11 protein-coding genes and 1 pseudogene are annotated in these 14,633 nt (G+C 39.0%); 9 read left to right on the top strand and 3 right to left on the bottom strand.

What is annotated here, in order from left to right:
• Positions 1 to 14: 14 nt before the first annotated feature.
• Positions 15 to 1,031, bottom strand: coding sequence for a metal-dependent hydrolase (locus tag PVK79_RS18935; RefSeq protein WP_182757949.1), 1,017 nt, complete (start codon positions 1,029 to 1,031; stop codon positions 15 to 17).
• 297 nt (positions 1,032 to 1,328) lie between these two features.
• Here PVK79_RS18935 and PVK79_RS18940 point away from each other — a divergent pair, with 297 nt between their 5' ends.
• Complete coding sequence (locus tag PVK79_RS18940; RefSeq protein WP_257323989.1) at positions 1,329 to 1,709, top strand: hypothetical protein; 381 nt, start codon at positions 1,329 to 1,331, stop codon at positions 1,707 to 1,709.
• A gap of 213 nt (positions 1,710 to 1,922) precedes the next feature.
• On the opposite strand, the gene PVK79_RS18945 is transcribed toward PVK79_RS18940, so the two are convergent.
• Complete coding sequence (locus PVK79_RS18945; RefSeq protein ID WP_257323990.1) at positions 1,923 to 3,644, bottom strand: GGDEF domain-containing protein; 1,722 nt, start codon at positions 3,642 to 3,644, stop codon at positions 1,923 to 1,925.
• 772 nt (positions 3,645 to 4,416) lie between these two features.
• On the opposite strand from PVK79_RS18945, the gene PVK79_RS18950 reads away from it, so the two are divergent.
• The 8 genes and pseudogenes from PVK79_RS18950 to istB (PVK79_RS18985) all read left to right on the top strand — a co-directional run bounded on the left by PVK79_RS18950 (position 4,417) and on the right by istB (PVK79_RS18985) (position 13,786).
• The gene (locus PVK79_RS18950; protein WP_257323991.1) at positions 4,417 to 5,274 is read left to right on the top strand and encodes a chitodextrinase; all 858 of its coding nucleotides are present in this window, start codon (positions 4,417 to 4,419) and stop codon (positions 5,272 to 5,274) included.
• Positions 5,271 to 6,425 (top strand): KTSC domain-containing protein, encoded by a 1,155-nt coding sequence (locus PVK79_RS18955; RefSeq protein WP_257323992.1) that lies wholly within the window; start codon positions 5,271 to 5,273, stop codon positions 6,423 to 6,425. Before PVK79_RS18950 ends, PVK79_RS18955 begins: the two co-directional genes overlap by 4 nt.
• A 26-nt stretch (positions 6,426 to 6,451) precedes the next feature.
• On the top strand, positions 6,452 to 6,691 hold the full coding sequence (locus tag PVK79_RS18960; RefSeq protein ID WP_257323993.1) for a hypothetical protein: 240 nt from the start codon (positions 6,452 to 6,454) through the stop codon (positions 6,689 to 6,691).
• A gap of 279 nt (positions 6,692 to 6,970) precedes the next feature.
• Positions 6,971 to 8,575 (top strand): RCC1 domain-containing protein, encoded by a 1,605-nt coding sequence (locus PVK79_RS18965; protein ID WP_257323994.1) that lies wholly within the window; start codon positions 6,971 to 6,973, stop codon positions 8,573 to 8,575.
• Between the two features lie 947 nt (positions 8,576 to 9,522).
• A pseudogene (istA, locus tag PVK79_RS18970) lies at positions 9,523 to 11,019 on the top strand (IS21 family transposase); the annotation flags it as partial.
• An 84-nt stretch (positions 11,020 to 11,103) separates the two neighbouring features.
• Positions 11,104 to 12,138, top strand: a complete 1,035-nt coding sequence (gene istA / locus PVK79_RS18975; RefSeq protein WP_182762801.1) for an IS21 family transposase — start codon at positions 11,104 to 11,106, stop codon at positions 12,136 to 12,138.
• The gene (gene istB, locus PVK79_RS18980; protein WP_182762799.1) at positions 12,135 to 12,908 is read left to right on the top strand and encodes an IS21-like element helper ATPase IstB; all 774 of its coding nucleotides are present in this window, start codon (positions 12,135 to 12,137) and stop codon (positions 12,906 to 12,908) included. Before istA (PVK79_RS18975) ends, istB (PVK79_RS18980) begins: the two co-directional genes overlap by 4 nt.
• 122 nt (positions 12,909 to 13,030) lie before the next feature.
• On the top strand, positions 13,031 to 13,786 hold the full coding sequence (istB, locus tag PVK79_RS18985; RefSeq protein WP_257323996.1) for an IS21-like element helper ATPase IstB: 756 nt from the start codon (positions 13,031 to 13,033) through the stop codon (positions 13,784 to 13,786).
• Positions 13,787 to 13,851: 65 nt separating this feature from the next.
• Here istB (PVK79_RS18985) and PVK79_RS18990 read toward each other — a convergent pair whose 3' ends face one another.
• Positions 13,852 to 14,589, bottom strand: coding sequence for a transposase (locus tag PVK79_RS18990; protein ID WP_257323997.1), 738 nt, complete (start codon positions 14,587 to 14,589; stop codon positions 13,852 to 13,854).
• Positions 14,590 to 14,633 lie beyond the last annotated feature (44 nt).

Here is a 14,633-nt window from a genome sequence, read left to right on the forward strand (position 1 = left end):
CAGGGAGATGTAGGCTATTTTTCGGTAGTTTCTAAATTAACATTTGGGTTAGTAATGCGGGCAAAAATGAGTCCAAGCTTCTCTAGTGGAAATCGATTGCTGAGTTGTTGATAAGGGCCAGGGATCAACTGCTGATCTTTTTGCTGTGCAACCACAAATGAAAATACATAATAACCTTCAAGACCCATTCTTAAATCACTCATAATTACTTGCTCATCTTGTTGATAAACACCATAAAGGCCTTTAGTAAATGCTTGCAGTAGCTTGATCTGTTTGGCATCTTTAAGCTGTGTTAGCAGCGCATTTTCGGTTGGGTAAAATTGCATATCAACGTTTTCAACATCATCAAACACCGACGTATAAACCTCATAATGGCCCTGCTCAGTAACGACTACCGCCCGCCACAGCAAAGTATTAAAAGGAGTTGGCGTACTTTCAAAGTCTGTAAATGTGATATTTTGCGTATTCAACGCCTTATAAACCTTATCATTAATGTGCCATTTAGCCGCTAAACCCCACGTTAAATATAGCGAACTGATAATTAATGCACTAGTAATAATACGCTGTGCATAAGGGCGCATGCTTACAAATAAAAGCACTATACAAGAGAGCAACAATGGCAAAGTATACGCAGGATCAATAATAAATATGCTCGATATACCAAAGGGGTAAGTCGTCAGTGGCCACAGCAACTGTGTACCATAGACGGTAAAACTATCGAGCAATGAATGGGTACTCAAAATTAAAAACATGGCAACCGACCAACGCGTCAGGGACACACCCTTAGCCCAATTCATTTTAAGTAAAAGCCACGCAAACAAAGGGCTCACTAGCAGCTGTATAAGCAAAGAATGACTAAAACTGCGGTGATAGACAAAGTTTTCGACATCGCCACCAAAATTAATTAGCACATCTAAATCAGGTAACGTGCCAAACCCCGCGCCGACCAATAGCGATTTTCGGCCAAGCTTATTGCCTAAGACTGAATAAGCAACTGCGCTACCAAGTACAACTTGTGTCAGTGAATCCAATGAACCCCCTTTATAACTATGTAAGTACTGACCATATGATACGGCCTTATCACGACAGTCGATCGCTATAAGTATTTAACTTAAAAAATTAGCAAAGCTAAACCAGCAACTTAACAACAAGCCAAGTTTACCTGTTCAATTACAATTGTATTTTGTTAATTCAGTAACCAGTCAGCCCTATTTTGTTATCACTATTAGCATGTTTTTTCGGTACTGCATGAACCATAAAACGTTTTGCTTAACCTAAACTATTGCTCAATTTAATTGTAACTAGCTTATAGAGGCCCCCATCACATTATGACCACGAATTTTCTAAGTAAACCACAACAAGTCGCACTGCAACAAGCGCTTATCAACAGCAAGCTGCTAAATGGTTACACAATAAATAGTGATAACACGCCCTCTGTTGAGCAGCAAATATATAGCCATATCGCCGTCACGCTTTACCGCTTTAATTTACAAAAAATAAAATGGTCATCTTTTTTCAAAACAGCAATCAGCATAGCAAGTAATGAATGCCAATGGTTATCGAGCGAACTTGCCAGATGCCAACAAGACTACAAAACCCAGCCTAATGACAGCGTAATACTAGAACAAAGTGCATTTTTTAGTGGTATTTTTAGCGAAGAACTCTCCTACATTGATGCTTTACTTGGGACAGCAGCGCAAGCTGAATAAAGGACCTAGGTTTTAGGTGCTGGAGTGATTTGCAGTATGGTAGTTGTGTCGTTTGTGAATGTTTTAATTTGCACAGAAAGGGTAAGAGTCACTGCGCTACATCGAGGGGAAAAGCTCAATGACCATGCTGTTTTGAAATATGGGCGTCCTTAGGGTTTAGCTGATTGGATGTTGCCTAACGTTAAAAATTAATACGGTTATTGCCCTAAAGCCTTAGGCTGTAATAGTATTTCTACCACTTCTTTTTGCTGCATATAAATTAATATCAGCACGTTTTGCAGCTTGTTCAGGCGTTTCATCTGGTGCAACTTCCACAACTCCCATACTCACCGTAGCCTTAATGTTTTTTGCTGTATGAGTTTGTTGCTCAATAGAGCTGCTAATTCTTTCTGCGACTTCTAAAGCATGTTGCAGTGATTGTTGCTCAAGTACAATTAAAAACTCTTCTCCGCCAACCCGACCAACGTTATCTGACGAGCGTACTCCTTGTGAAAGTGTATTAACCACTGACTTTATCAGTTCGTCACCAATATCGTGTCCGTACTGATCATTAACCGCTTTAAAGTGATCAATAGATATAAGTGAGTTAGCAGTGCCTGTACTTTTGCTCTTACTAATTGCCCTTTTCTTCATGTCTAAAATAGCTCGGCGATTGGCAACACCGGTTAACTCATCTTTTAATGCCAATACTTTATAATGTTGCTTATGTTGAACTTGCTTATAGGCATACACAGCCAACATTAAAAGCATCACACAAGCAAAGGCTAAAGTCAGTCGCTGCCAAAACGCCTTATCTACAGCTACAGCCAGTAACTTTTCTTTAATATCAGCAACTTCTTCGAGCCGAGCTATTTCTCGGTTTTGCTGATTTAAATTAAACATTAACCGTTCAGAAAGTAACGCCCTATCAGCTACATTATTCACTTGGGTATTTGCAATTGTTAGCAACTGCTTTTGTACAGCTGCTTGTGTTTGGTAATCACCTTGTCGCATAGCTAAAGCAGCATAAAACTGCAAATATCGCTCTGTAAAACTTGCAGGCCAATTTTGTTGGTCTAATTGAGCGAGCACATTATTTTCACGTACTGCATTGGATATCTGATCTGTTGCTAAAAACCACTGAGCAAGTGCCATTGTATGCAATTGCTTTATCCAATCACTTGTAATATCAAGCGTTTGTACTTGACTAAAATATTGCTGTGCTTTTTCAAACTCATTCAACTGAGTATAAAGCTGGGCAACTTTTATTACCAAGTACCCAAAACCATCATCATTTTCATATTGACGCACCGCAGCAAAGATCGATAAATATAGCTCAAGAGCTTTGCTAACTTCACCCTTTAGTTCATACACGTAAGCAATTTCGTCAGTCACTTTATAATGTTCTTGCACATTGAATGTTGCCAACTCAGACTTTGCACGAAGTAACTGTTCAATCGCTAAATCATAGTTAAAAAGAGCTAAATGTATAGCTGCTATTACTCTAAGAGTTAAAGCTCGTTCGTAATAGTTTTCAGCCAGTTCGTAAGCTTGGTAAGATTTTTGTGCAGTATCGAAAGCCAACTTATATTGGCCTTTCGCTAAATAAACGCGGTTCAAGACAAAATTAGCAAAACCAATAGCAGAGGTTTGTGATTTATCATCAAGCTCGGGATTTAAAGCAACTTCAGCGATTGGCTTCAAAATCATTTTTGCGCGTTCATATAAACCTTGGCTATAAAGGTGGAAGGCCTCACAGACACTAAGATCTTGCGAAAGCACTGCATCCCCTGAAGAGCTTATAGCCTGCTTAGCCTCAGCTAAAAACACTTTAAATGCTTGGCGCTTATCTAGCGTATCGGTATCAAGAAAAAGGCACTTAAACGCCATAACCCTAGCATCGTCTAAGTTATCACTGTATGGCATACCAGCTTCAAGGGAAGCTAATAAAGCCATAGATTCAGGCGTGGTGGTATACCCTTGATAAACGCGATCGATACTGTTTTTTTACATCACTGGCAAAAAGACTGGTTGAAAAGAAAAAAAGTAACAACATCCTGTACATACTCTACAATCCCTTAGTCCGCAGCGCGATATTTATTATTTTTGTTATCGCCATTAAAATCCAAACGATTATTGCACTAAATTGAATTTGATAACAGATTGAAATAACAAATTTAATCAACCAGTCCTTCGAATAACCATTTACCTCAACGGCACCTTTATTAATCATTACTTATATGGTTATTTCAGCTAATTAGTTGGTCGCTGTTTACTGAATGATTAGTACATTATTACCCATTCGCATGTAAAAATACGGAAGGTGTTGTGCCATGACAAAACTACAGTCATACATTTAACACTATTATCCCGTTATCTCGTCCTGAAATAAGCAATAGATGAGTAATTCTTTTCAAGAAGGGTTTTGTTCGCGACAAACTCTAAATACCTAAACCCATGAAGGTAATGACTTTACCAGAAGTAAAAAGTACAGCTTTAAACGAGAGGCCATGGCGCGATGCACCTATGTGTTCTCCGTGGTGACATTCATTTTCTCGCTCTAAAGCTAGATCTATAAGTGAAATCAAAATCCACTGGGGTTCGTTAAACTATTCCCAACCTACAAATTCAGTAATTATTTTAAAATACTCAACCCTTTAGACTTGCATTTACCTAAAAAGTGAACTTAATTAAAAAAGTAATGGAACTTCATCAAAAGGAATTTGCAATGACTAAACTCATCATTATTGCTTGGTTACTTTTTTGTTCGCATGCTTACGCGACAAATATTTTTAAGCTTAACTCACAATCTAAAAATACAGATTTAACTTCTATTCAACCAAACCACCCACAATGGAATGCCAGCTCAATTTATGTAGCCGGCGATGTTGTGACTCACAACAACAGCTTATTTATTGCCGCTTTTTGGGTTAAAGGCATTGAACCGATAGAAAACCAACCCCATTGGGATGGTTGGATTTGGCTGCAAAATACTGTGATAGAAAAATGGCAAGCAAACAAAGTGTATCAAGGTGGCAGCCTTGTAAAACACGGAGCCGACTACTTCCTTGCCCGCTATTGGAATGAGAATAACGAACCCGCCCCCCACAGTAGTTGGCAAAAAATTAAAGATTTATTTTATCAAACCCCAGATTTACCACCTGAACACCCTGACGACTATAAAACGTTGGACGGTGTTGATCAAAATGACAACGGTATCCGTGATGATTATGAGCGCTATGTGTATGAAAAGTTTGATTCTCCACAGCTCATCACCTTTAGTTTAGGTGCCGCTTCAACATTACAACTGGTTATTGATATTGAGCAGGGCCGTATACCAAATTTAGATACTGAGATTGGTAAGCAGATTATTTTGGATATGATTAACATAAGCTACTGTGTTCGATATTTACAATATTCACACCCACACTTTAGAGAACCCGAAGTTTTATACTTTAATACGATAGATAGAGCTTACGCTAACCGAAAAAGCCAAAATAAAATTAGTGACTATATTGCTTGGGATGACGGTTTTCATCGAAGTGCTGATCAAGACTGCAATATCCTTAAGAAGGACATAAAATGAAAGCTATATATATTTTACTCTTACTTATATTTCCAGTTTTGGCGAATGGTAATTATCAAGCACAAGATCGGTATTGCTCTAGAAATATTGATAATGTGCGCATTTTCTATGTAAATGGGATGTGGACTAATATCAAGCAATATAGGGCAAACTTAAATGGATTAGGTAACTTTCAAAATTCTCACCTACCTGAATTTAAAAAAGGAGCATTTCCTACAGGGAGTCATAATAAAAGTGAAGCTATATTTATGCAAATATATGAAGTCGCACAGCAAAAGTATAGTGACTTGCCCGTATTTTCACCTGAGTATCGTATAATAACTGCAATAATTGGAGGCACTGTTAGCTCACTATCAGATATAGATATCGCTCAAATTGAGTCTGTTTTACAGGATGTATTTACTGAAGTAAATTACTCTATTATTGACGAGACAGACTATAAAAATGCATTTCAAAGACTTCAATTTCAGATGCATTCTTGCAACCGTATTATTCTTATTGGTCACTCGCAAGGTAACTTTTACACCAATGCTCTTTTTGAGGAAACCATATCTACTTATCAATATAGCGACGGGTATCTTGCTTCCGATTATCCACTGGTTAGCCTAGCCGCAATAGCAACACCAACAAGTTCAATAGGAGGAAGTTTGGGGGAGGAATATAAAGAGATTATTTCACACCTTACACTTGACGAAGACTGGGTCATACGAGCCGTAAGGATTTTATTTGGTAGTTTACCTTCAAACTATTCTGCTGAGTCTTTATTTGACTCAACTGGTCATGGGTTAATTGATGCATACCTAAGAAATAATGCAGTTGCAAATGCAATAAGTGCTAAAATTGAAGCTTCTATTTTAAACCAAACTCCTTTCCCCTTATTTGAACAACACCCTGTAAATTCAGATGCTTTTTCACACATCGGCTATTCAACGATTAATAAAATTCTTGATCTCAAATTTGAATCAGGAAGTGTTTATCGTTATTACAATATCCCAATTTTAGTATGGGATGAGTTGTATTACTCAACATCAATGGGGAAGGTTTTTAATGATAATATTCGAGGTCAATACCCTTTTGATAAATTAGACATTGAAAGTATGACTTACCTAAAAATGACGACACTCGAGCCAGTAGCAGAAATTGAAAAGTAACTAAACATCACCAAAAGGATTTTGAAATGAGCAAGTGCATAACCATTGTTGGAATACTTTTTTGTTCATACAGTTACGCTACAAATATTTTTCAGCTTAACCCAGAATCTAAAAATGTAGATTTAACTGCTATTCAACCAAACTATCCACAATGGGATGCCCGCTCAATTTATGTAGCCGGTGATGTTGTGACTCACAAAGACAGCTTATTTATCGTCGCTTTTTGGGTAAAGGGCGTTGAACCAATAGAAAATCAACCCCATTGAGATGGTTGGATTTGGCTGCAAAATATAATTATAGAAACTAGATGGGTCACCCATTAGTTTTAATCGTCGTGCATATTCTCACCAATCGACGTTATTATTTGGTGCGTATTCATATCGAAAGTGAATTTAAATAAAAAGATTAAGAAAACACAGTGGCCTACTTGATCGGAACTTTCTAATGGGTGCCCCCTTTGGTTCCAAATAAAGAGGCCCTAAAAGTGTGTTTAATAGATGAAACTCACATATAATTCAGATAACTAAACAATAAATGGAAGAATAATGAAAATCAAAACGAGCATTTGGGTGGTCTCAATCTTTATTACTACAATCACTGGCTGTGGGGGAGGAAGTGATAGTGCTGATATGAAAAGCGATGAGCAAACTGAACAACCACAATCTTCGCCTGCATTGATAAGCGCTATAGATATAGTCGGTAGTTGGCAAGCCGGCCAAGTATTAGAAGCTGCAATTACATGCAAAAACTGCGTAACAAGTATGCATGAATATAGTTGGTCGATTAATGGAGAACAAGTCTCAAGTGCTAACAAATACATTTTAGCCCAAAATGACGTAAATAAAGAAATACGTATATCAGTCTCTGTTAACAATGAAGACAACTTACCTGCTGATGGTTACACTATTATTGCACCTATTTATACTGAACACGTAACTGAGATTAGTGCTAATGGTAATGCATTTGCTGCATTAAAATCTGATAAATCGGTTACTAGCTGGGGCTTTTTTCGACCTAGTAATAACAATGTTCAGTTCCCAATCAAAGATGTAAAAAAATTGCTGTCTGCAGGCTACTCATTTTTTGCATTCAAAGAAGATAATAGTGTTGTAATTTGGGGAGACGAAGATCCACAAATTTCCGTTTCAAGTGAAGAACTAAAAGATACTGTCACTATAACTGCGACTGCATCAAGTTACGCTGCGCTGAAAGAAGATGGCACAGTGATTACTTGGGGCAATGGTTCAGGGGCGAATTCAGATGGCATTGAATTAGAAAACATAAGCAAAGTTTTTGCGACTTCAGACACCTTTGCAGCCCTTAAAAAAGACGGCACTGTTGTTACTTGGGGTAGCCAAGCTTATATAGATGTTATCGGTACCCTTGATTTGACTAATATAGTAAACATTTATACTACAGGTTCTGCTTTTGCTGCACTAAAATCTGATGGCTCGGTTGTAACTTGGGGCTCGCTTACTTTTGGTGGGGATAGTAGTTCTGTAGAGCTCACTAATGTTAAAGATATTTATGCTAATGGCTATGCTTTTGTGGCTATCAAAACTGATGGAACTCTAGTTGCTTGGGGTAGTCAAGAGTATGGTGGAGATATAAGCTCTTTAGACCTTGCCGGCACAATAAAGGTTTTTTCCGCACAATACGGAACAGCTTTTGCTGCATTAAAGCCAGATGGCTCTGTCGTCACCTGGGGTAATAATGAAGATGGTGGTGATAGCAGTGCTGTTGATCTCAAAGATGTGTCTACTATCATTGCAAATCAGTTCTCTTTTGCAGCACTCACTGACGACTCAGAAATCATTTCATGGGGTAATAATCAGTACGGTGGAGACACTAGTCATTTAGACGTAACTGATATCAAAAACATATACGCAGGTCCCTCAACATTTCTGGCTAAAAAGTCAGATAATTCCGTTTTAACATGGGGAAACAATAAATATGGTGGTGACTCAAGTACTATTGAGTTGAGTAATGTAAAAAGTACTTATGCAAACACCTACTCTTTAGCTGCACTAAAAAATGATTATTCAGTTGTTTCATGGGGTAGTAGTAAGTATGGCGGTGATAGCAGCGCAGTGTCTGAATATTTAAAACCAAAAGTAGAGATCATAGTTAAAGAAACAGATTTAAATTAAGTATAAAGCTAAAAAATATTTGGCCTTATATTTTAAGGCCAGATACTAGGATGTGTTCATAGGTTGGATCTTAAGAAAACTTGAAGTTGAACTCTGTTAATGATCAAATAGTTACGCCAATAAAAACATGACCAAAAACAGAGTTCACATGCAGATTAACCAAGTTTCAAATCAAATAAAAGCCCTTATCTCAGAAAAACACCTCATTGAGCTTGCAAAAACCTCTGGATTTCAAGTTCGACACCGTTGCCTGTCGAGCGTTTTTCTGCCAAAGCTCTGTTCATAAGCTTATATTGCCTGCAAGACGCTAACTTGTCAGATATCCATCAGAACCTGCGAACGCAGGCCAATTGTACGATAAGTTATAAACCTTTTCATAATCAAATTCGAAAATCAGAAACCCAAAGGGGTCGAACCCAAAGGGGTCGAACCCAAAGGGGTCAGAACCCAAAGGGGTCCAGAACCCAAAGGGGTCAAATCTTGACTTCAGACATCAAACCATTTCGAAGTTTTTCGTATTGTAATTTAACCTTTTTATCTTCAACCATTAATGTATTCAACCTACCGACAGCTTTCGATATCGCCGAATAATGCTGAACATTAAAAACAGCTGCTAAAGCCTGCAAATTTAATCCCGTTAAATCTTGGCATAATTTAATTGCAAACCAGCGTGGTAAATTTTTCTCTTTTCGCCCATTTTTAACCGCTATAATCTCATCAACTTCAACATTGCATATTCTCCCCAGCTTTGATCACCCAATGGCATTAACTTTGATCACTTATTCTCATTAAGCTTTGATCACGAAAATCACTCGATAATGATCACTTTTGTGTTCTTAATGATTTTGCCGATCAAAGCTTAATGCCACTCGTTACCGAGTTCACGTTTTATCATTTTTGTAGGTATGTTAAACCGTTATCTAAATCGTTTGATGAGGATAACAATAATGTCAACAAGACCTATATCTATGAGTAAATTACATGCTATTTTACGGCTGAAATATTCGGCACAATTATCCCATCGAGAGATTGCTAGAAGCTTAAATATCTCCCCTGGGACCGTCGCTAATTACGTTAAAAAGGCCAATGAATTAGGGTTAAACCAATGGCCATTACCTGAAGATAAACAACACGGTACTTTTCTTAATACAAAAATCAGGGACTTCTCAACCCGTCAAAAAAGATACCCAACACCTGACTGGCTCACCATCAATAAGGATTTAAAGCAGCACAAACATTTGACGTTGCAGTTAGTATTCGATGAATTGCGTGAGAAAGTCGCTGAGCCTTATTACAGCTATAGCCACTTCTGCCGCGCCTACCGGCAATGGTTAGGAAAACAACGGTTGTCGATGCGTCAGCATCATAAAGGCGGTGAAAAGCTGTTTGTGGATTATTGTGGCCCCACGCTGACCATCACGTGCCCTACAACACAGGAAACACGTACTGCTCAAGTGTTTGTTGCCGTGCTCGGCGCATCAAATTATACCTATGCTGAGGCAACGTATAGTCAACAACTTGAAGATTGGGTGATGAGTCATGCCCGTTGCTTTGCATTTTTAGGCGGTGTTCCAGAGCTTGTTATTCCCGACAACTTAAAAAGCGCCGTTAGTAAACCCTGTCGCTACGAGCCTGATTTAAACCCCACGTATCATCAATTAGCCGAGTATTTTAATGTCGCTGTCATACCGGCTAGACCTTATAAACCCAAAGATAAATCGAAGACTGAAGTCGGTGTACAAATTGTTGAGCGTTGGATCATGGCACGTCTGCGTAACCAAACCTTCTACAGCTTAGCGCACCTAAATCAAGAAATAGCAAAGCTACTTGATGTAATGAACAATAAGGTCATGAAGCAATATCAACAGTCACGTAAACAGCTATTTGATAGGGTGGATAAAAGCGCATTAAAGCCATTGCCTGAAAAGCCCTATCACTATACACAAATCAAAACGGTGCGAGTACACATTGATTATCATGTCGAAATAGAAAAACATTACTACAGTGTGCCGTATCAGTGGGTTAAGAAACAATTACGCGCACACATAACCAATCAGCTAGTACAGCTTTATCATGACGATACCTTAATCGCACAACATCCTCGCTCACATCGTTTAGGTGGGCATACAACACAGTCTCATCATATGCCTCTGGCGCATCAAAAACAGCATGAGCAGTCACCGATAAATTTACGCTCATGGGCATTAAGTATCGGGGAGTATACCCACCAAGTTATTGAGTTACAGCTCAGTGGACGGCGTCACCCCGAGCACGCTTATCGCGCCTGTTTAGGGGTGTTGAGTTTAGCTAAAACCTATTCAAAAGAACGGCTTGAGCAAGCGTGTTATCGCGCAATCGTGATGAATACGACAACACTCAAATCAATTAAGCAGATGCTGAAAAAGGGGTTGGATCAACAACCGTTACCCACACAGCAAACAGATGTTACCAGCAATGCAAAAATGATCCACTTCAACAATTGAAATCTGATCCAGTTAACTTAACACTGGTGCTTTTGGATAAGCACCATGATTTCAAAAGAAGAGTTCATGAAAATAAAAGTCTTAGCCATGCAAGGCATGTCTCAACGAGCCATCGCTAAACAATTGGGCATATCGCGCAACACCGTTAAAAAATACCTTCAAGGTGACTTTGACGAGCCGCATTATGCTACTCGTAAAACGGGTATTTCAAAATTAGAGGCATTTAAACCGTATTTACATTCTCGATTAGCTAAAGCCGCTCCAATACATTTATCAGCCGTTGTTTTACTCAGAGAAATTAAAGAGCAAGGCTATACCGGAGAAATATCGTTACTACGCCAGTACTTGTATCAATATCGAGGTAGCGTTGAACCCCAACCCATTATTCGCTTTGAAACAGAAGCGGGCAAACAAATGCAAGTTGATTGGGGCCAAATGCGAGGTGGGAAATCACCACTGCACGCCTTTGTCGCTGTTTTAGGCTTCAGCCGTGCATTGTTTGTCGCAATCACTGATAACATGCGCTATGAAACACTCGAAGCGTGTCATCGCCAAGCCTTTGAGTATTTCCAAGGCATTCCACAGCAAGTGTGGTATGACAATATGAAAACAGTGGTAATAGAGCGTGATGCTTACGGTGAAGGCAAACATCGCTTTAATCAATGCTTTTATCAATTTAGTAAAGAAATGGGGTTCATTCCAAAGCTCTGTAAACCCTACCGCCCACAAACAAAAGGGAAAGTAGAGCGAATGGTGCGCTATGTGCGCGATAACTTTTATCAGCCATTAGCCACTAAATTATTTGCCCTTGAACTTACTTTGGACGTTGAAACAGCCAATGTTGAAGTCATTAACTGGTTGAACACAGTGGCTAACCAGCGCATTCACGACACAATAAAAGTAAAGCCCGCAGATAGATTAAAAGAAGAGCAAGCGTACCTACAACCTTTACCCCCGCTCCAACCTGTTGCACCACCACAGCCGGCAGAAGTGGCTATACCTGTATTTGATATGTCCTTCGAGACTCACCCGTTACATCATGACTTAAACATTTACGCGCAATTCTCGGAGGCACTATGAACTTGCAACTCGCACGCTTACATGAACTAACGGAGGAGCTGCAACTCGCCGGTGTTGAAACAAATGCAACAGCGCTAGCGCAGCAAGCAGCAAAAGAGGAATGGGATTATTTACAGTTCTTAGAGCGCGTACTGCAAGGTGAGCAGGCGTACCGGCACCAACGTAAACAGGTTATGTTTACGCGTATGGCTGGATTTGCGTCATTAAAATCGCTTGAGGAGTTTGACTTTACGTTTGCCACCGGTGTGCCAAAAAAACAAGTTAACGAGCTTGCCACACTCTCGTTTATTGAACGAAAAGAAAACGTCGTTCTGCTCGGGCCATCAGGTGTAGGCAAAACACATATTGCCAGTGCGCTAGGTTACAAGGCAGTGCAAGCAGGCTTAAAAACCCGCTTTATTAGCGCGTCTGATTTAATATTGCAATTAACCACAGCGCAACGTCAAGATAAGTATAAACAAGTGATGCAGCGCTCAGTTCTGGCACCCAGGCTACTAATAATTGATGAAATAGGCTATTTACCGTTTAGTGCTCAGGAATCTAAATTATTGTTTGATGTCATTGCAAAGCGTTATGAAAAAGGAGCGGTCATACTCACCAGTAACCTCCCATTTGGACAATGGGGGAGCATTTTTGCGAATGACACAGCGTTAACATCAGCGATGTTAGATAGAATTTTACACCACTCACATATTGTTCAAATTAAGGGGGAAAGTTATAGGATCAAAGAAAAGAAACAAGCCGGATTAATGGAAAACCTTAATAAATAGTGGATCATTATTCAAATGGTGGAGTGGATCACTTTTCGGTTGTTGTTGACAACAGAGCCAGAAAAGCCAATTAAGCATGGCAACATACGCGGCACACAGTATTACCATTAAGGAAATGAATCATGATAAACACCATTAACCAGCAACTTCAACTACTCAAGTTATCGGGTATAAAGCAAGCACTCAAGCAGCAGTTTGAACAGCCAAATCTATATCAAGAACAAAGCTTTATAGAGCGCGTCAGTTTATTGCTAACACATGAAATTGACACGCGTGAGCAAAGAAAAATCGACCGGCTCGTGCGACACGCTAAATTCCGCTTACCAGCTCAGTTAAATCAACTGATTTACTCACCGGCACGTAATATAGAAAAAGCACAGATACGTAACTTAAGCCAAAATAGCTGGCTGAACTTACATCAAAATATCTTAATCACCGGGGCAACAGGCTGTGGAAAAACATACCTCGCATGTGCCTTAGGGCATGAGCACTGCCTACAAGGAAAAAGCGTTTACTATATTCGATTAAAAGAACTACTTGAAAGCCTGTTTCTAGCACAAGCAGATGGTAGTTACCGGAAATTACTGGCGAAGTTAATAAAGTATGATCTACTGATCTTAGACGACTGGGGGCTTGAACCACTGAGTGCACAGCAACGAGGTGACTTACTCGAATTAATCGATGCGCGGTATGGGTATAAATCACACATAATTATAAGTCAGCTCCCGCAGGAAAACTGGCATGAGATGATTGGAGAATCAACCCATGCTGACGCCATTTTAGATAGGCTAATTCATGGTTCGATTAAGTTGAACTTAAAAGGAGAATCGATACGAAAACAGTTAAATAAATTGACTGATGATGATCAGTTAAGCTAATTTAAAAACGGCTCTACAAAATGATAAATCAGGTGATCAAAGCTGATGAGAATCGGTGATCAAAGTCATGAGAATACGCAAACATTAAAGTATTGAGCTAAGTAAGCTATAACATCATCTGCTGAGTGCTTTTTACTAACAAGCTTTCTTTCGCTATCTGACTTGGCAATATAGTCTTTTATGTTTTCAATAAAGTCCTCACAACCCAAAACCGACAATAACTTTTTAGCACTATAAAAAGCGCTTATTTCTTTATTATTTTCAAATTCAACAAACTGTTTATAAGCAGCATATTTACGCTTTTTGCTTTGCAGCGAAAATATAAAATCTCGAACGAGCCATTTGGGCGTCGCTACCCTTCTAATGAAGGTTGAATAGCTAGACCACTTATATTTAACAAGTTCTTCTACCAACGGTGTACTCGTTTCAATTGGGTTACGATGAATATATCGACTAACATGCAATAAGTAGTTATCAGCATCCACCAACACAGCTTTGTACCGCCCCCTAAACAGCGCACCATCTGTATTATGCGCTCTATTAAAGTATTGAGTATAAAGGCCATTAATATGCTTCATGGCTCGACCTAAATTTGCATCTGGGGTTTTGATTAGCAGGTGGTAATGATTGGTCATTAAACAATATGAATGCAATTCAATATTAAAGCGAAGGCTTGCTTGCTCAATGCAATGTAAAAAATACTCAAAGTCGTTATCATTTAAAAAGATATTTTCGCGCCCTCTTCCACGATTCATTACATGATAAAACGCATTTTCATACTCTATTCGCAGCGGCCTAGACATAGTAATTCACTCAATGAGTAGTAAACTATAAATCTAGACCTTTG

The organism is Pseudoalteromonas rhizosphaerae, from assembly GCF_028885455.1.
Taxonomy (GTDB): Bacteria; Pseudomonadota; Gammaproteobacteria; order Enterobacterales; family Alteromonadaceae; genus Pseudoalteromonas; species Pseudoalteromonas rhizosphaerae.